Origin of the sequence: Streptomyces zhihengii, from assembly GCF_016919245.1 — a bacterium.
Lineage (GTDB): Bacteria > Actinomycetota > Actinomycetes > Streptomycetales > Streptomycetaceae > Streptomyces > Streptomyces zhihengii.
In genome coordinates this window covers 4,078,423-4,097,006 of the sequence record NZ_JAFEJA010000001.1, presented here as the reverse complement: position 1 = coordinate 4,097,006, position 18,584 = coordinate 4,078,423, and the positions used below count along the sequence as shown (strand labels likewise).

Sequence of the window (18,584 nt, the reverse complement as noted above, 5' to 3'; positions counted from 1 at the left end):
CGCCTTCCCCTTGTGGACGACCTGTCTCCATCTGAAGCTGTGGAGAACCGTTTGTCCACAGGCTGCCCGTGCCTGTAGCCAAAATGCGCCCACGACCGAACAATCGGTAGGTGAGGCGCGCCACACCCGGCCGGGCCTCTCTTCAGCATTCGTCGTCGCCTACGGCTTCGTTTCGTCGGCGCTCCCACGAGGAGGTGCTCACGTTGAGGAAGAGCAGCATGACGGTCCAGGAGCTGCCCGGTGACGCTGCCTACCGGCCCACCCCGCCACCGGCCTGGCAGCCGCGCACGGACCCCGGACCCCTGCTCCCGGACCCGGAGCCGTACCGCGTCCTCGGCACCGACGCGGCCGCCGCGGTCGACCAGGAGCTGCTGCTGCGGCTCTACGCGGAGCTCGTACGCGGCCGCCGCTACAACGCCCAGGCCACCGCGCTGACCAAGCAGGGCCGGCTCGCCGTCTACCCGTCGAGCACGGGCCAGGAGGCCTGCGAGGTCGCCGCGGCGATGGCCCTGGAGGAGCGCGACTGGCTCTTCCCCAGCTACCGCGACACGCTCGCCGCGGTCGCCCGCGGCCTGGACCCGGTGCAGGCGCTGACGCTGCTGCGCGGCGACTGGCACACCGGCTACGACCCGCACGAGCACCGGATCGCCCCCCTGTGCACCCCGCTCGCCACCCAGCTGCCGCACGCGGTCGGGCTGGCGCACGCAGCCCGCCTCAAGGGCGACGACGTGGTGGCCCTCGCCATGGTCGGCGACGGCGGCACCAGCGAGGGCGACTTCCACGAGGCCCTGAACTTCGCCGCCGTCTGGCAGGCCCCCGCCGTCTTCCTCGTCCAGAACAACGGCTTCGCGATCTCCGTGCCGCTCGCCAAGCAGACCGCGGCCCCCTCCCTCGCCCACAAGGCCGTGGGCTACGGGATGCCCGGCCGGCTCGTCGACGGCAACGACGCGGCGGCCGTGCACCAGGTGCTCACCGAGGCCGTGGAGCGGGCCCGGCGCGGCGGCGGCCCCACGCTGATCGAGGCCGTCACCTACCGCATGGACGCCCACACCAACGCCGACGACGCCACCCGCTACCGCGGGGAGAGCGAGGTCGACGTCTGGCGCGCACACGACCCGATCCTGCTGCTGGAGCGCGAGCTGACCAGGCGCGGGCTGCTCGACGACCGGGTCAGGAACGCCGCCGCCGAGGCGGCCGAGACGATGGCGGCCGCACTGCGCGAGCAGATGAACGCCGACCCCGTCCTGGACCCGATGGACCTGTTCACCCACGTCTACGCCGAGCGGACGGGCCAGCTGCGCGAGCAGGCGGCCCAGCTCACCGCCGAGCTGGACGCCGCGGCCGACGCCGAGGGAGAAGCACGATGACCACGGCCGCGGCGAAGCCGGTGACCATGGCCCAGGCCCTGCAGCGCGCGATGCGCGACGCGATGGCCGAGGACCCGACCGTCCACGTCATGGGGGAGGACGTCGGCACCCTCGGCGGCGTCTTCCGCGTGACGGACGGGCTGACCAAGGAGTTCGGCGAGGACCGCTGCACCGACACCCCGCTGGCCGAGGCGGGCATCCTCGGCACGGCCGTCGGCATGGCGATGTACGGGCTGCGGCCCGTGGTCGAGATGCAGTTCGACGCCTTCGCCTACCCGGCGTTCGAGCAGCTGATCAGCCATGTCGCCCGGATGCGCAACCGCACCCGCGGCGGCATGCCGCTCCCCCTGACGATCCGGGTGCCGTACGGCGGCGGCATCGGCGGCGTCGAGCACCACAGCGACTCCTCAGAGGCCTACTACATGGCGACGCCCGGCCTCCACGTCGTCACCCCCGCCACCGTCGAGGACGCCTACGGGATGCTCCGGGCCGCCATCGCCTCGGACGACCCGGTCGTCTTCCTGGAGCCCAAGCGGCTCTACTGGTCCAAGGCCCAGTGGTCCCCCGACGCGCCCACCGCCGTCGAGCCGATCGGCCGCGCCGTGGTCCGCCGTCCGGGCCGCAGCGCCACGCTCATCACCTACGGCCCGTCCGTCCCCGTCTGCATGGAGGCCGCCGAGGCCGCCCGTGCCGAGGGCTGGGACCTGGAGGTCGTCGACCTGCGCTCGCTGGTGCCGTTCGACGACGAGACGGTCTGCGCGTCGGTGCGGCGCACGGGCCGGGCGGTCGTCGTCCACGAGTCCAACGGGTTCGGCGGGCCCGGCGGCGAGATCGCGGCACGGGTCACCGAGCGCTGCTTCCACCACCTGGAGGCCCCGGTGCTGCGGGTCGCCGGCTTCGACATCCCGTATCCGCCGCCCATGCTGGAGAAGCACCATCTGCCGGGCGTCGACAGGGTGCTGGACGCGGTCGCGAGGCTGCAGTGGGAGGCGGAGAGCTGATGGCGCAGGTGTTGGAGTTCAAGCTTCCGGACCTCGGTGAGGGGCTGACCGAGGCCGAGATCGTGCGCTGGCTCGTCGCCGTGGGCGATGTGGTCGCCATCGACCAGCCCGTCGTCGAGGTCGAGACGGCCAAGGCGATGGTCGAGGTGCCCTGCCCGTACGGCGGTGTGGTCACCGCCCGCTTCGGCGAGGAGGGCACGGAACTGCCGGTCGGCGCCCCGCTGCTGACCGTCGCCGTGGGAGCCGTGGACTCCGCGGGGATCACGGACGGCGGCTCCGGGACGGACGCGCCGTCCTCCGCCGCGCAGGCGGCGGACGGCACCGGGCGCCCGGCTGCCCCGGGGTCCTCGGAAGCGGCGGAGTCCTCGGGGAACGTGCTGGTCGGCTACGGCACGGGAGCGCCGGCCGCCCGCCGGCGGCGCCTGCGGCCCGTGCCCGCCGCGACCGCCCCGGCGGCGGTCGCCACCGTGCCGGCGGCCGCCGCAGCGGCGCCCGTCGCTGCGGCGTCGCAGGACGGCCCGGTGGCCGTGATCTCCCCGCTGGTGCGCAGGCTCGCCCGCGAGAACGACCTGGACCTGCGGCGGCTCACCGGCTCGGGCCCCGACGGGCTGATCCTGCGCGCCGACGTCGAACGAGCCCTCAGGACCCCCGCCCCGGCGGAGCCGGCCCCGGCCCGTCCCGTCGCGCCGGCCGCGCCCGCCAAGGGCGAGCGGGTGCCGCTGCGCGGGGTGCGCGGAGCCGTGGCCGACAAGCTCTCGCGCAGCCGGCGCGAGATCCCCGACGCCACCTGCTGGGTCGACGCCGACGCCACGGAGCTGATGGCCGCCCGCGCGGCGATGAACGCCGCGGGCGCGCCGAAGATCTCGCTCCTCGCCCTGCTCGCCCGCATCTGCACCTCGGCGCTCCGGATCCACCCCGAGCTCAACTCCACGGTCGACATGGAGGCCCGGGAGATCGTGCGGCTGCCCGAGGTCCATCTCGGCTTCGCCGCACAGACCGAACGGGGCCTGGTCGTCCCGGTGGTGAAGGACGCGCACACCAGGTCGGCCGAGTCGCTCACCGAGGAGTTCGCCCGTCTGACGCAGACGGCCCGGCAGGGCGCGCTGACACCGGCCGACCTGACCGGCGGCACCTTCACGCTGAACAACTACGGGGTGTTCGGCGTCGACGGCTCCACGCCGATCATCAACCACCCGGAAGCGGCGATGCTGGGCGTCGGCCGCATCGTGCCGAAGCCGTGGGTGCACCAGGGCGAGCTGGCGGTCCGCCACGTCGTGCAGCTGTCGCTCACCTTCGACCACCGCGTGTGCGACGGCGGCACGGCCGGGGGCTTCCTGCGGTACGTGGCCGACTGCGTCGAGCAACCTGCGGTGCTGCTGCGCACGCTCTAGCCGCGGGGCGGGCCGTGATGGCTGCCGCTCCCGGCGCCTCCGGGCCTGGCCGCGGGCCGGGCTGTGATGCCTGCCGGTCCCGGGCTCCGGGAGCGGCGGGCACGGCGTGGGAATGCGCGGAGGGCGTCCGCCCCGGGCGGGCCGGCGGGCGTGTGCCGTTCCCCGGCGGGTAGGCGGCTGCCGTGGCCTGGTGGCGGATGAGCCCGGGCGCCCCCGACGGGGCGCCGGTGACGCCGTGGCGGGCCGCCGCCGGTCCCCGGGGCGGCGGCAGCGCGGCGGCCGATCCCTGCCGTGGCGCGCGGATCGGCGGGCCCGGCCCGGCGGTGGATGATCGCAGAGCGGGACGGGGCTCCCGGGCCGTACGGCGGGCGGCCCATACTGCTGGTGTGACGACAGCAAGGGCGACCGTGGACGCGTACGACGCCGTCGTGCTCGCCGGTGGTGCGGCGAAGCGCCTCGGCGGTGCCGACAAGCCCTCCGTACCCGTGGGCGGGCGCCCACTTCTCGACCGTGTGCTCGCGGCCTGCACCGGCGCCGGGCGCACCGTCGTCGTCGGCGGCCGCAGGGGCACCGCCCGGCCCGTCGTGTGGACGCGGGAGGACCCTCCCGGCGGCGGACCGGCGGCGGCGCTCGACGCCGGGGTGCGCCGCTGCGAGGCGGGGACGGTGGTCGTCCTCTCCGCGGACCTGCCGTTCCTGGAGAGCGCCACGGTGGACCGGCTGCGCGCGGCACTCGCGGACAGCGGACGCGAAGGAGCGGTCCTGACGGACCGCACGGGGCGCGACCAGCCGCTGGTCGCCGCGTACCGGGCGGAGCCGCTGCGGCGTGAACTCGCCCTCCTCGCCACCGAACACGGCGGCCTCGGCGGGCTGCCGCTGCGTCTTCTGACGCGGGAACTGGACCTCGCCAGGGTCGGGGCCGACGCCCTCGACGCGTTCGACTGCGACACCTGGGAGGACGTCTCCGCCGCCCGGGCACGCATCAGGGAGCATGGGCTCGTGCTGGATGAATGGATCACCGCAGTCAAGGCCGAACTCGGTGTCGAGCTGGATGTCGACACCCACGCCCTCCTCGACCTCGCGCGCGACGCCGCCCACGGTGTCGCGCGGCCCGCGGCGCCGCTGACCACCTTCCTGGTGGGGTACGCCGCGGCGCAGGCCGGAGGGGGCCCCGAGGCCGTGGCGGACGCCGCCCGCAAGGCCGTCGCCCTCGCGGCCCGCTGGGCCGAGGAGTCCGACGGCGCGGACGCGCCCCGGGACGCGTCCGGTGGGGACGCGGCGGGATGACAGCCCATCACTGCGCCTCCGGCGGAGCGCACGACATGACTGTGGCGCCCGGCGCGCTGCCCCGGGTGACGGGCACCGCCGCCGCCGGGGTGCCGGCGCACGCCGCCGGCGCACGCCGGAAGGCGCAGCCGCCCAAGAACCGGCCGACACCCGCGGCCGCGGGCTCCCCGGCGCCCCCTGAAGCTGGGGCTTCCCCGAAGTCCCCGGCGGCCCCGGCACCCGCTGCGGCCCCGACGCCCCCGGCTGCCGCCGGTGGGCAGCGGTCCGGCGATGCGCCGGCCCCGGCCGCCACCCCGTCCCCGGCCGCGGCGTCGGCCGAGCCCACCACCGACCCGCACGCCGTCGGTACCGACGGGACCGACGGGACCGACGAGATCGGGGACGAGACTGCCCCCGGAAGCCGAAGCCGCGGGGATGCCGCAGGGTTCGGGGAGCCCGGGTGGAGCAAGCGGGACGAGGGCGAGATCGACGGGGTGGACGAGGCGCTCGCGCTGGTGAGCGGCCCGGGTCGGAGCGCGCACCGGGACTCCGCAGGTCGACAGACGCACGGCGGGGCCCACGACGCGCCGCACCGGGCGAGGCAGTGGCCGGACGCCCGCACGGTCGCGGCCCGCGCCGGAGGGTCCCGGGCGCCGCGTGCCGTGCGCGCACCCCTCGCCGAGGCCCTCGGCGGGGTGCTGGCCGAACCGCTGGGCGCGCTGTGCGACCTGCCGTCGTTCGACACCTCCGCGATGGACGGCTGGGCCGTGGCCGGCCCCGGTCCGTGGCGGATCGCGTCCGGAGAATCGATCCTGGCCGGTCACGGCGACGCCGCCGCCCTCCCGGACGGCACCGCGCTGCGGATCGCCACCGGTGCGCGGGTGCCGCTGGAGACCACCGCGGTCATCCGCAGCGAGCACGCCCGTGCCGAGGAGGACAAGCGGCTGCTCCACGCGGAGCGCGCGGTGACCCCCGGCCAGGACATCCGCCCGCGCGGACAGGAGTGCCGTTCGGGCGATCGTCTGCTGCCCGCGGGGACGGTGGTGACACCGGCCGTGCTGGGGCTCGCCGCGGCGGCGGGATACGACACCCTGGTCACCGTGGTGCGTCCCCGCGCGGAGGTGCTGGTGCTCGGGGACGAGCTGCTCACCGGCGGGCTTCCGCACGACGGGCTGATCCGTGACGCCCTCGGCCCGATGATCGGCCCGTGGCTGTCGTCGCTGGGCGCCGACGTCCTGGCCACCCGCCGGATCGGTGACGACGCGGACGCCCTGTACCGGGCGGTCACCACCTCGGACGCGGATCTGATCGTGACCACGGGCGGCACGGCGGCCGGTCCCGTCGACCATGTGCATCCGGTGCTGCGCCGGGCCGGGGCGGAGCTTCTCGTGGACCAGGTCGCGGTGCGCCCGGGGCACCCGATGCTCCTGGCGCGGCTCGCCGACGGGCGGCATCTGGTGGGCCTGCCGGGCAACCCGCTGGCGGCGGTGTCCGGGCTGCTGACCCTCGCCGAGCCCGTGCTGCGGGCGCTCTCCGGGCGGGGGCCGGTCCGGCCGTGCCGCCTGCCGGTGCGCGAGGCGGTGCAGGGGCATCCGCACGACACCCGTCTCGTGCCGTTCGTCTACGAACAGGGCCGGCCGGTTCCGCTGCGCTACAACGGGCCGGCCATGCTGCGCGGTGTCGCCACCGCGGACGGGCTGGCGGTCATTCCGCCCGGGGGCGCCGCGCCGGGAGACGACGTGGAGGTGCTGGACCTGCCCTGGGCCGGTCGGGCGACCGTGGAAGGCGGGTGTTTCACGTGAAACTCTCCGGTCAGGACGCCATGGCCCGGAACGCCGACGAGCACCTCGTCTCCGGCCGGGTGAAACTCCCCCGCCGGATCGTCGAGAAGCCGCTGCGGCAGGTCAGCAAGCGGCTGCTGATGGCCCTGATGGTGCTCGCCATCACGGTCCTGCTGGTCTACAGCGACCGGAGCGGTTACCACGACAACGCGGACGACAGCGTCGACTTCCTCGACGCCGTGTACTACGCGACCGTCACCCTCTCGACCACGGGGTACGGCGACATCGTTCCGTACAGCAGCGGTGCCCGGCTGACCAATGTGCTGCTGGTGACACCGCTGCGTGTGCTCTTTCTGATCATCCTGGTCGGTACGACCCTGGAGGTGCTCACCGAGCGCACCCGGGAGGAGTGGCGACTGAACCGCTGGAGGGCCAGCTTGCGCGACCACACCGTCATCGTCGGCTTCGGCACCAAGGGCCGGTCCGCGATGCAGACGCTCTGCGCGACCGGACTGCGCAAGGACCAGATCGTCGTCGTCGACCCGAGCGGCAAGGTCATCGACGCGGCGAACGCCGAGGGCTTCGTCGGCGTCGTCGGCGACGCCACCCGCAGCGACGTCCTCACCCGGGCGGAGCTCCAGAAGGCCCGGCAGATCATCATCGCGCCCCAGCGCGACGACACCGCGGTGCTGGTCACGCTCACCGCGCGCCAGCTCAACCGCGGGGCGAAGATCGTGGCCGCGGTCCGTGAGGAGGAGAACGCGCCGCTGCTGCGGCAGTCCGGCGCCGATGCCGTGATCACCAGCTCCGGCGCGGCCGGCCGGCTGCTGGGCCTGTCCGTGCTCAGCCCCAGCGCGGGCACCGTCATGGAGGACCTGATCCAGCAGGGCAGCGGCCTCGACCTCATCGAACGGCCCGTCATAAAGGCGGAGGTGGGCCGCAGTGTGCGGGAGACGGACGACCTCGTCGTGAGCGTGCTGCGCGGGCACCGGCTGCTGCCGTACGACGACCCGGCGGCCAGCCCGTTGCAGCTCACGGACCGTCTGATCACCATCGTGCGCGCGGAGAACGACCATGCTCCCGGGGGCCGGGAGTAGCCTCGCCGCCATGCATGCGATCACGATTCCCGAACCAGGTGGTCCCGAGGCCCTCGTCTGGGCCGAGGTGCCGGATCCCGTCCCCGCCGAGGGGGAAGTCCTCGTCGAGGTCGTCGCCAGCGCGGTCAACCGGGCCGATCTGCTGCAACGGCAGGGCTTCTACGACCCGCCGCCCGGCGCCTCCCCGTACCCGGGCCTGGAGTGCTCGGGCCGGATCGCCGCGCTGGGGCCCGGGGTCTCGGGGTGGGCCGTGGGCGACGAGGTGTGCGCGCTGCTCGCCGGCGGCGGCTACGCGGAGAAGGTCGCCGTCCCGGTGGGGCAGTTGCTGCCGGTCCCCCAGGGCCTCGACCTGGTCACGGCCGCCGCGCTGCCCGAGGTGACGGCGACGGTCTGGTCGAACGTGTTCATGGTCGCGCACCTGCGTCCGGGCGAGACGCTGCTCGTCCACGGCGGCGCGAGCGGCATCGGCACGATGGCCGTCCAGCTCGGCAAGGCGGTCGGGGCACGGGTGGCGGTCACCGCGGGCGGACCCGGGAAGCTGGCGCGCTGCGCCGAGCTGGGTGCCGACATCCTGATCGACTACCGCGAGCAGGACTTCGTCGAGGAGCTCCGCACGGCGACCGGCGGCGCGGGAGCCGACGTCATCCTCGACATCGTCGGGGCGAAGTACCTGGACCGGAACGTCCGCGCGCTGGCCGTCAACGGCCGGCTCGCCGTGATCGGCCTGCAGGGCGGGGTGAAGGGCGAGCTGAACCTCGGTGCCCTGCTCGCCAAGCGGGCCGCGGTGACGGCGACATCGCTGCGCGGCCGCCCGCCCGCCGAGAAGGCGGCGATCATCGCCGCGGTGACGGAGCACGTGTGGCCGCTCATCGGCGGCGGGCAGGTGCGCCCCGTGGTGGACCGGACGGTCCCGCTCCAGGACGCCGCCGACGGGCACCGCGCCCTGGAGGAGGGCTCCCACGTGGGCAAGGTGCTGCTGGTCGCCCCCGGGGCGGCCTGAGCGGCAGACGTCGCGCAGCCCGGTCCGGTGACGACCGGCACCGCACAGGCCGAAGGCCCGGCTCCCGTGAGAGGGAGCCGGGCCTTCGGCCGCGTACCTGGTGGGCGGGACGAGGGGACGGGACGGTCAGAGGTAGGGACCGGAGCGCACGGGACCGTGCTGCCCGCCCTCCTCGTCGTGCACCGTGCCGGGCGGCAGCGCGCGGCGCATCTGCTCCAACTGGGCCCGGGCGGCCATCTGCTGGGCGAACAGCGCGGTCTGGATGCCGTGGAAGAGCCCTTCGAGCCAGCCCACCAACTGGGCCTGCGCGATCCGCAGTTCCGCCTCGGAGGGGATGGCCTCGTCGGTGAAGGGGAGGGAAAGGCGCTCCAGTTCCTCGACGAGCTCGGGGGCGAGGCCGTCCTCCAGCTCCTTGACCGAGCCGCGGTGGATCTCCTTGAGCCGGACCCGGCTCGCCTCGTCCAGGGGAGCGGCCCTGACCTCTTCCAGCAGCTGCTTGATCATGCTGCCGATCCGCATGACCTTCGCGGGCTGTTCGACCATGTCCGTCACCGGGACCTCGCGCGACTCGTCGTCACCGTCACCGCCGCCGAGCGCCATCCCGTCCTGTCCCACGACGAGAACGTGAGGGGTGTCCTGCGACCGTTCATTCCTCGGCATCTCCATGCCGCCATTCTCTCGTACAGGTGCGTCACCACACGGTGTGCCCCCGTGGGAGGGTGATCCACCCTTCCACGGGGGCACAAATCCGCCGGTGACGCCTCCGGGGCCGTCCCCCTGGGCCCTCAGCTCGCCTCGCGGCGGGCCAGCGCCCCACGGGAGCGGGTGACCAGGGCGGCCAGCAGGGCGGCGCCCAGCGGCACGGCGACCAGCAGCGCGGCCAGCGTCGCCCACGGCACCACGACCGGGACGAACGGCACGCCGCCGGGGCCCCAGCCCTGGTCCAGGGCCTGCTGGTACCAGTCGTGCTGCTGACGCCGCTCGGTCAGCCGCAGCCCGATCGCCGGCAGCACCCCCGCAGCCGAGCCGAGGACCACCCCCATCAGGGCCACCACACCGCACTGGAAGCCGCTGAGTGTCCTGCGGACCCTCGGCGGGGCCCCGACGGCCGCCAGCGTCTTCAGATCCGCCTCGGCGTCCGCCTGGGCCAGGCCCGTCGCGATACCGGCGGCGCCGATGGTGATCAGGCCGGCGAAGACGGTCAGCGACAGCAGGATGATGCTGTTCTCGCTGACGTACCCCTCCTCGACGACCAGGTCGACGTCCGAGCCCGTGTTGTCGAGCTCGCCGTCCAGCTTCTGGCGCTGCTCGCTGCTCGGCATGGTGTCCGTGGAGTAGTACGCGCCGAACGGAACGGTCGACATGCCCGCGGCCTTCGCCGCGGCCGGCGGCAGGATCAGGTCCACGCCGTAGCTGTTCGGCTCGCCGGTGACCTGGTGGACGTCGAGGCGCTTGATCTCGCCCGGGGCGTCCTTGCCGGCGTTGACGGCCTTCTCCGCCGCGTCCCGGTCGGTGACCAGGCGGATCGAGACGGCACCTCCGGTGTCCACCGGGCGCCGGTCGAAGGAGACGGGCTTGCCGGCCGCGAGGGCCGCGGCGGCCTGCGGGTCGTCGATGCCCAGCACGGTGAGCAGCTTCTCGTCGCCGACGAGCAGGCCGCCGTCGGTCATGATCCCGGGCCCGCGCCCGCTCTTGCAGCGCCAGTCGTCGGCGAGCTTGCGGCGCTCCTCCTTGGTGAACCGGGCCGCCGGGTCCTCCTCCGGCCGTGCCGGGTCGACGAGGTTGAGCGGGCACTCGTTCGGCTTCGGGACGACGACCTCGTAGTAGCCGCAGTCCTTGTCGTCGTCCCACAGGGAGCAGGAGGCCCTGCCGACGCTGATCCGGTCCACGTCGGCGCGTACGTCGACGGGCATGAGCCGCTGCACGGTCTCCCGTACGGCCGGAGCCTCCCGGCCGCCGGCCTCGGGCAGCATGACCGACACCGCGCCGTGCGGAAGCTGCGCCACGTAGTCGGCCCTCCGCTGCGCGTCGTCGCTCGCCGCGTAGGTGGCCACGGCCACGGTGCCGGCGACGGCCGCGAGCACGGCGGCCACGGCGGGCGCCGTGCGCCCGCGGTTGCGGACCGCGTCCCGCAGGGCGAGCCGCGGGGAGAGCGGCAGGACACGGCCGAACTTGCCGAACAGGCCCACCAGCGCCGGGGTCAGGGCGACGATGCCCAGCTCGGCGATGGCGCTGCCGCCCGCGACGATCGCGAACTGGTCCGTCATCGTCGATCCGTAGAGGGCGATCGACGCGCCGACGGCCACCGCGACGAGGCCGACGACGGGCAGCACCCTGCTGCTGCGGCGTACTCCGCGGCGGCCGGTCAGCGAGGCCAGGACGGACTGCCGGGACGAGGTGATCGCGGGCACGATCGCGGCCAGCAGGCCGGTCACCACGGCGAGCAGCGCGATGCCGAGCAGTTCCAGCGGCCGGACGTCGAAGTGGCCGAAGCGCTTGCCCATCGCGTCCTCCAGCACCGGCTGGAGCAGGAACGTCAGGGCGAGACCGAGCACCGTGCCGACCACGGCCGCGGCGACTCCGATGACCAGACCGCCCGCCAGGACGATGGCCCGGATGTGGCGCCGGTCGCCGCCGTTGGCGCCGACGAGACCGAGCTGGCGGCGCGAGCGCCGCGCGCCCACGGCGAAGGCGGGACCGGCCAGCAGGCAGATCTCCAGCATCGCCAGGCCGACGACCGTGCCGACGGCCGCGAGCGCCGCCGCCTTGGCCGCGGTGCTCTCCTCCCAGGTGCCCCAGCCCTCCTTCTGGTAGAGCGGGACCTCGGACTCGGCCGGCGGATCGAGGGCCACGGCGCGCGATTCGACGACGGCGCCCTTGGCGTTCATCTCCTGCACGGTGTTCCACGTGAAACCGCCGGGGGCGGTCGCGAGCAGGGTGGTGTCGGACGAGAGTCCGGGCATGCCGTCGGCGACCAGGGCCTTGTCCAGCGGGTCGATCAGCGCGCCGGGCAGGGCGTTGACCTGGTTGGTGTCCAGGGCGCCGGGCAGCTCGTAGGAGCCGACGACCGTGTACTCGCGGTCGAGTCCGCGGGCGCTCAGCGCGGAGCCGATCCTCAGCCCGCTCTCCTCCAGGAAGTGGGCGGTCGCCGCGACCTCGCCCGGCTTCTCCGGGAGGCGTCCGCCGACGAGCGGCATCATCCCCTCGACCATCGGATCCGTGGCCTTCAGCTCACGGATCTCGGTGCTCAGCAGCCCGTGCGCGGTGCGCAGCTTGGCCTGCGAGAGACGGTCCTCAAGGGCCTTCGCGCCCGCGGGCAGCGCCTTGGCGAGGTCGGTGTCGCCGTCCGGGAAGGGCTGGTCCTCGTAGTCCTCGGCGGGCGCGTAGTTGTTGCCGTCGGGCGACTGGAGCACCGGGGCCCCGCCCATGCCCGGGTCGGTCAGCCGGGCGTCCGCCGTGCCGAGCGAGCGGGAGACGCTCTGCTCGGTGGAGAGCTCGGCGCTGCGCACCGTCAGGTCCGCCGCGCTGACGCCCACGATGGGCAGCGCGATCATGGCCAGGACCAGGAAACTCCTGCCCTTGGAGCGCCATGCGTCACGGCGCGCGATCCGGATGGCGGCGCGCCAGGAGTGGTACCAGGTCCTCACAGCTCGGCCGCCTGGCCGGTGAGGAGCGAGGAGGCGTCGCTGCGTACGGTCTGGTCGACCACGGCACCGTCGCGGAGGAAGACCACGCGGTCGGCCCAGGCGGCGAAGCGCGGCTCATGGGTGACGAGGATGCCCGCGGCGCCCGCGTCGCAGCGCGCCCGCAGCAGGGCCAGGACCGATTCGCCGGTCTCGGAGTCGAGCGCGCCGGTCGGCTCGTCGGCGAGGACGAGCCGGCGGTCGCCCACCAGGGCCCGGGCGATGGCGACCCGCTGCTGCTGGCCGCCGGACATCTCGTCGGGGAAGCGGTCGGCGAGGTGCCCGAGCTCCATCTCCTCGAGCGCGGCCACGGCCTCGGTGCGCGCCTTGCGGGCCGAGGTGCCGTCCAGCTCCCGGGGGAGGGCGATGTTCTCCGCCGCGGTGAGGGCGGGGATGAGGTTGTAGTCCTGGAAGACGTAGCCGATGCTGCGGCGGCGCAGCGCGGCGAGGGTCTTGCGGTCGGCGGCGGTGATGTCGGTGTTCTCGACGATCACCTGCCCGGAGCTGGGGGTGTCGAGGCCGCCGGCGATGGTGAGGAGCGTGGACTTGCCGGAGCCGGACGGGCCCATGACGGCGACGAGTTCCCCCGGGAAGACGTCGAGGTTGATCCCGCGCAGCGCGTGCACCTCGGTGGCGCCGCTGCCGTGGACACGGGTGAGCTCCTTGAGCTGGAGCACGGGCTGCTGGGACTGGTGTTGCTGCTGTGACTGTGGTGACGGGTGTTCGGACATGGGTGGGTTCCCCCCTTGGAGCGGATGCGTGCGCACGAGCGGGTGCGCGAGGTCTGGAAGGTCTGTCGCCGGGCCCGCGGCGCCCGTCACGGGCCGGTGCGGCCCCGACGGGCGGCTGCCGCCTCCCAGGCGGCGTCGCGGCCTCGGCCGCGGGTGGCGTCCGGCGCGCCGCACCACCGGGCCCGGGGCCTTGTGCGCCGGGGCCGGTGCGCCGTCCCAGCGCGCGGGACGCGGGTCAGAGCCGGATCGGGAGCCGCGGCCCCGGAGGGCCGCCGGGCCGGCGGCCGAAGGCCCCGGCCCAGGTGGGACGGGCGCTGCCGGTCACGCCCGGGACCGCCCGGACGGGCCCGTCGCCGCCGGGGCGGTGGGCTGCTCCCCGGACGCCGGCCGGGCGGTCGCGGCGGTCCGCCCGGTGGCCGCGGAGAGCCGGATCAGACGCACCTCGCAGTGGTCGAGCCAGCGCGCCTCGGCCTCGGTCTGGAAGATGAGCTGCTCCAGCACCAGCAGCCACGCCACGTCGTCGCGCTCGGTCGACCCGCCGCTCTCGATGGAGGCGAGCGCCTGCGACTTGAGCCGGGTGTAGTCCTGCATGGCCTTCACGGTGTGATGGCGCTGGGACTGGATGACCTGGCGGATGTCCACGCCGGGCGTGCCCACCGCCATGGCGAGCTTGATGGCCAGTTCGTCGCGGGGCGGGCTGCTGCGGTCCACCGGGGTGGCGAACCAGTTCCTCAGCTCGGTCCGGCCCTGCTCGGTGATGGCGTACAGCGCGTGCCCGGCCTCGTCCTCCCCGTCCTGGGTGACCATGCCGTCACGTTCCAGGCGGTTGAGGGTCGTGTAGACCTGGCCGACGTTCAGCGGCCAGGTGGCACCGGTGCGCGACTCGAACTCGGAGCGAAGCTGCGAGCCGTACCGCGCACCCGGTTCGAGGAGGGCGAGAAGCCCGTGACGGATGGACATACTCAGTATGTATACCGGGTATGCCGGGTCGTGGGAACCGTCTGCCGACGGACCTGCCGGGTCCGTCTCAAGGAGGACGCCGCTCTCAGCGGCGGCGCAGCCGGATGCCCAGGAAGCCCACACCGAGGCCCATCAGGGCCAGCCCGACGCCCAGCGACAGCGGTGAGATCTGGTGCGCCACCGGGGCCGGAAGTGCCTGATCCCCCTGGTCGGAGGCGGTCGCCCGGCCGCTCGCCGGTGCCGACGGCGGCACCGCGCCCGCCGAGGAGGGCGGCGTCTCGCCCGCGGGCGCCTCGTCGTCCGCGAGAGGGGCGTCCTCCTCCGCCTCGTCGCTGCGCGCGGCGTCCGACGCCTCCAGCGGAGGACGGGCGGCGGGCCGGGACGGGCGTGCGGACGTCCGCGGGGAGGCGTCGTCCGGCCGGCGGGCGGAGGGCTCGGCGCTGCCGTCGGGACCCGTCGGCGCGGCCGTCAGCGACCGGCCGGGGCGCGGGCGGCCCTCGCCGGCCTGGCGCCCCGCCAGCGAGGGCGACGCGGAGGGGGACGGCGCGGCCGTGCTCGGCGAGGGGCGGGGGCTGCCCGTGTGCTCCTCCGCGTACGCCGCGGGGGCGAGGGGGGCCGAGAGGAGCAGCAGTGAGGCGAGGGTCAGCGCGCACCGCGCATGGAGGTGTGGAGTCACCGGAGGGCCCCTCCCGTACCGAGCCGCAACGAAGCCGAGCAACGGACCAAGACTCACACAGCGGGGCGGAACCGGCATTACGTACGGGCGCCCGGGGCCGGGAACGCGCGCCGGCCCGGCACGCGGGTGCGTGCCGGGCCGTGCCACGGGAAGCGGTGCCCGCGTGCGGGACTACTCCGAATAGCCGGTGGAGATCTCGAGGTCGAAGGTCGCGTTGTCCTCGGAGACCTCCACGTCGGCGCCCGGGAACTGGGTGATCACGATGTCCTTGCCCCACTGGGCGTTGGGCACTTCCTTGACGTTGATCTTCCAGCCCTTGGTCGCCGCGCACTCCTTGACCGACAGGATGTCCTTGTAGACGAAGTCCGGCGCCTGCACCTTGGAGGGGTCGTCGTAGCCCTCGGAGGCGTCGGAGCACTTCGTCTTGTCGATCGTCCGGTTGCGCTCCGGGCCCTTGAAGTCGGCCTGCTGCGACTCGCTGGTCGTCGGGTCGCCGCTGCCGCCCCCGCCGCCCGCTTCCTTCTTGTCGTCGCCCTTCATGGAGATCACGGTGATCAGGCCGCCGATGGCGAGCAGCGCCACCGCGATGGAGCCGACGATCACCGGCATGTTCCGCTTCCCGCCGCCGCCACCGCCGCCACCGTGATGCGAGGCCGTCGAGGGCGACATCGTGTACGGCGGCGGGGTCTGCGCGACCGGACCGGGCGCCTGGTACGCCGGGGCGGGCGTCGGGTAGCCGTAGTGCGGCGCCGGGGCGGGCGTGGGCGCCCCGTACGGACCCGGCTGGTAGGGCGTCTGGAGGCTCTGCGGCCCCGGGGGCATGGAGTCGAGCGGCGGGAAGACGGCCGAGCCGACCCCGGAGCCGCTGTTCGCCGGGGAGGCGCCGCCGATGATGACGGGCGCGCCCGTCTGCCCCGCGCCGGCCACCCGCGCGCACTCGTCGCGCATCGCGGCGGCGCTGGGGAACCGCTCGTTCGGGTTCTTCTTGAGGGCGCGGGCGACCAGCGCGTCCATCGCGGGGGTGACGGAGCGGTTGATGGACGACGGGGCGACCGGCTCCTCCTGCACATGCGCGTACGCGATGGCCAGCGGCGAGTCTGCGTCGAACGGGAGCCGGCCGGTGAGGAGCTGGAAGAGCATGATGCCGACCGAGTACAGGTCGGAGCGGGCGTCCACACCGCGGCCGAGGGCCTGCTCGGGCGACAGGTACTGCGGGGTGCCGACGACCATGCCGGTCTGCGTCATCGAGGTGACACCGGACTGCATGGCGCGCGCGATGCCGAAGTCCATGACCTTGACGACGCCGCGCTTGGTCATCATCACGTTGCCGGGCTTGATGTCGCGGTGGACCAGGCCCATCTCGTGGCTGGTCTCCAGCGCGGCCAGCACGTCGGCCGTCACCTTCAGCGCCTTGTCCGCGGGCATCGCGCCGTAGTGCTGGATGTCCTCGGCGAGCACCGAGCCGAGCGGGCGGCCCTCCACGTACTCCATGACGATGTACGGCATCAGCGCGCCGTCGAGCTCGTCCTCGCCGGTGTCGAAGACCGAGACGATGTTGGTGTGCGAGAGCTTGGCGACGGCCTGCGCCTCGCGGCGGAAACGCTCCCGGAAGGACTGCTCGCGCCCCAGCTCCGTGTGGAGGGTCTTGATGGCGACCTGGCGGTCCAGCGCACTGTCGTACGCCAGGTACACCGAGGCCATACCGCCTTCGCCGAGCAGGTCCCGGAGCTGGTACCGGCCGCCTGCGACGGAACCGCCGGCATAGCGGCCCTGTGCGCCGTCGTGGCTCATTCGTGCATCCCCCTGTGCGCGCGCTGACCGCGGCCGATCCGGATTTACGGCCCAAGTCTGCCCCAGGGCACCGACACGTCAAGCCAGGTGCCCGTTCCGTGACCGTACGCACAGCAACCGTCCCAGAAGCGTTACAGGAACAGCATGGAATTTGCGCGGGGTGCGCGCGTACGGGTTTGATGGCCGGTCTCCTTCGAATCCGGCAGGCCGCGTGAAGGCTGTAGCGTGACGTGACACAGGACCCCGAGGGCATGGCTCACCCCGCGGCGCGCGGTACGCACGCGGACAGATACGACGGCGAGGACTGATGGCACCCGAATCCGAAGCAGGCGGCGGTGTGCCGGAGTCGTCGGAGAACTGGGGCGCCGGCGGTCTGGTCGGCGACGGCCGCTACCGGCTGACGCACCGCCTCGGACGCGGCGGCATGGCCGAGGTGTTCGCGGCGGAGGACGTACGGCTCGGCCGTACCGTCGCGGTCAAGCTGCTGCGCGCGGACCTCGCCGAGGACCCGGTGTCCAAGGCCCGGTTCACGCGTGAGGCCCAGTCGGTCGCCGGGCTCAACCACCACGCGGTGGTCGCCGTCTACGACTCCGGCGAGGACGTCGTCGGCAGCCAGACCGTCCCCTACATCGTGATGGAGCTCGTCGAGGGCCGCACGATCCGGGATCTGCTGCTCAACGCCGAGGCGCCGCCGCCCGAGCAGGCGCTGATCATCGTCTCCGGTGTGCTGGAGGCGCTCGCCTACTCGCACCAGCACGGCATCGTGCACCGTGACATCAAGCCGGCCAACGTCATCATCACCAACTCCGGTGCCGTGAAGGTGATGGACTTCGGCATCGCCCGTGCCCTGCACGGCGCGCAGTCGACCATGACGCAGACCGGCATGGTCATGGGCACGCCCCAGTACCTCTCCCCCGAGCAGGCGCTCGGCAAGGCCGTCGACCACCGGTCCGACCTGTACGCGACGGGCTGCCTGCTCTACGAACTGCTCGCGCTGCGGCCCCCGTTCACCGGTGAGACGCCGCTCTCGGTCGTCTACCAGCACGTCCAGGACATCCCCGTCCCGCCGTCCGAGGTCTCCCACGCGGTGCCCCCGGAGCTCGACGGGCTGGTGATGCGCTCGCTCGCCAAGGACCCGGACGACCGTTTCCAGAGCGCCGAGGAGATGCGCGGGCTGGTCCAGTACGCCCTGCAGATGCTGCAGCAGCAGGGCGGCCACACCGGCGTGTGGAGCACCGGTCCGGTGGACGTCTACGACACCGGCGGGACGCCCCCGGCGGGGATGACCGGCGCGACCGCCGTCCACCCCGTCCACGGCGAGACCTCCCAGGGCCCGATCCTGCCCCCGGTCAACCCGCACGACGGCGCCTACGACGGCGGCCACGGCGGCGGCGGGCGGTCCGGCCGGGGCAGGATGTGGCTGATGGCCGCGCTCGCCGTGATCGCGGTCGTCGCGGGCATCGCCTTCGCGCTGGACCGGGCGGGCAGCCCCGGCGGCACACCTTCGGACAAGCCGTCCGTCTCCCCGTCGCCGACGCAGAGCGAGGACGCGCCCGAGCCGTCGGACGACGCCACCGAGCCCTCCGAGGACCCGGGCACCGGCACGGGCGGTGACGACCAGCCGTCCTGGACCCCGTCGTCGACGCCGTCGTTCACGCCCAGCATCACGCCCTCGCCCTCGGACAGGCCGACGGCCACCAAGCCGACCGAGCCGAGCGACCCGCCGGAGACCTCCCAGCCGTCCGAGCCCTCGGACCCGCCCGCCGAGACGAGCGGTCCTCCCGGCGGCGGTTCGGCGGGCGGCACCGCCGGCTCGTCGGGCGACCCGGACGCGGGCTGAC

Annotated in this window: 14 protein-coding genes; 8 read left to right on the top strand and 6 right to left on the bottom strand. The window is 74.2% G+C overall.

Translation table 11 applies throughout. The annotated features are described in order from the left end of the window. Positions 1-218: 218 nt before the first annotated feature. The 7 genes from pdhA (at position 219) to JE024_RS17095 (ending at position 8,902) form a co-directional block, all read left to right on the top strand. Complete coding sequence (pdhA, locus tag JE024_RS17125; RefSeq protein WP_205374429.1) at positions 219-1,367, top strand: pyruvate dehydrogenase (acetyl-transferring) E1 component subunit alpha; 1,149 nt, start codon at positions 219-221, stop codon at positions 1,365-1,367. Next, complete coding sequence (locus JE024_RS17120) at positions 1,364-2,368, top strand: alpha-ketoacid dehydrogenase subunit beta (RefSeq protein ID WP_205374428.1); 1,005 nt, start codon at positions 1,364-1,366, stop codon at positions 2,366-2,368. The genes pdhA and JE024_RS17120 overlap by 4 nt, the downstream gene beginning before the upstream one ends. Beyond that, positions 2,368-3,759, top strand: coding sequence for a dihydrolipoamide acetyltransferase family protein (locus tag JE024_RS17115; protein ID WP_244882919.1), 1,392 nt, complete (start codon positions 2,368-2,370; stop codon positions 3,757-3,759). Before JE024_RS17120 ends, JE024_RS17115 begins: the two co-directional genes overlap by 1 nt. A 407-nt stretch (positions 3,760-4,166) precedes the next feature. Then, positions 4,167-5,045, top strand: coding sequence for an NTP transferase domain-containing protein (locus JE024_RS17110; RefSeq protein WP_205376579.1), 879 nt, complete (start codon positions 4,167-4,169; stop codon positions 5,043-5,045). A 35-nt stretch (positions 5,046-5,080) separates the two neighbouring features. Then, positions 5,081-6,826, top strand: a complete 1,746-nt coding sequence (locus JE024_RS17105; protein WP_205374426.1) for a molybdopterin molybdotransferase MoeA — start codon at positions 5,081-5,083, stop codon at positions 6,824-6,826. Next, on the top strand, positions 6,823-7,902 hold the full coding sequence (locus JE024_RS17100) for a potassium channel family protein (RefSeq protein WP_205374425.1): 1,080 nt from the start codon (positions 6,823-6,825) through the stop codon (positions 7,900-7,902). Before JE024_RS17105 ends, JE024_RS17100 begins: the two co-directional genes overlap by 4 nt. A 10-nt stretch (positions 7,903-7,912) precedes the next feature. Then, complete coding sequence (locus tag JE024_RS17095) at positions 7,913-8,902, top strand: NAD(P)H-quinone oxidoreductase (protein WP_205374424.1); 990 nt, start codon at positions 7,913-7,915, stop codon at positions 8,900-8,902. 126 nt (positions 8,903-9,028) lie between these two features. Here the strand turns inward: JE024_RS17095 and JE024_RS17090 are convergent, their stop codons facing one another. From JE024_RS17090 to JE024_RS17065, 6 genes are all read right to left on the bottom strand, one after another. After that, a complete protein-coding gene (locus JE024_RS17090) occupies positions 9,029-9,568 on the bottom strand; it encodes a bacterial proteasome activator family protein (protein WP_205374423.1) in 540 nt (179 codons plus the stop codon). A gap of 119 nt (positions 9,569-9,687) precedes the next feature. Next, positions 9,688-12,549, bottom strand: a complete 2,862-nt coding sequence (locus JE024_RS17085; RefSeq protein ID WP_205374422.1) for an ABC transporter permease — start codon at positions 12,547-12,549, stop codon at positions 9,688-9,690. Next, the gene (locus JE024_RS17080) at positions 12,546-13,316 is read right to left on the bottom strand and encodes an ABC transporter ATP-binding protein (RefSeq protein WP_205374421.1); all 771 of its coding nucleotides are present in this window, start codon (positions 13,314-13,316) and stop codon (positions 12,546-12,548) included. The genes JE024_RS17085 and JE024_RS17080 overlap by 4 nt, the downstream gene beginning before the upstream one ends. A gap of 321 nt (positions 13,317-13,637) precedes the next feature. Then, the gene (locus JE024_RS17075) at positions 13,638-14,276 is read right to left on the bottom strand and encodes a PadR family transcriptional regulator (RefSeq protein WP_205374420.1); all 639 of its coding nucleotides are present in this window, start codon (positions 14,274-14,276) and stop codon (positions 13,638-13,640) included. Positions 14,277-14,361: 85 nt separating this feature from the next. Further along, the gene (locus JE024_RS17070) at positions 14,362-14,952 is read right to left on the bottom strand and encodes a hypothetical protein (protein WP_244882917.1); all 591 of its coding nucleotides are present in this window, start codon (positions 14,950-14,952) and stop codon (positions 14,362-14,364) included. A gap of 171 nt (positions 14,953-15,123) precedes the next feature. Further along, positions 15,124-16,743: a protein kinase domain-containing protein gene (locus tag JE024_RS17065; protein ID WP_205374419.1), complete on the bottom strand. Its 1,620-nt coding sequence runs from the start codon at positions 16,741-16,743 to the stop codon at positions 15,124-15,126. Between the two features lie 307 nt (positions 16,744-17,050). On the opposite strand from JE024_RS17065, the gene JE024_RS17060 reads away from it, so the two are divergent. Further along, positions 17,051-18,583 carry a protein kinase domain-containing protein gene (locus JE024_RS17060; protein ID WP_205374418.1) on the top strand — a complete coding sequence of 511 codons (1,533 nt, stop codon included), beginning with the start codon at positions 17,051-17,053 and terminating at the stop codon, positions 18,581-18,583. Position 18,584 lies beyond the last annotated feature (1 nt).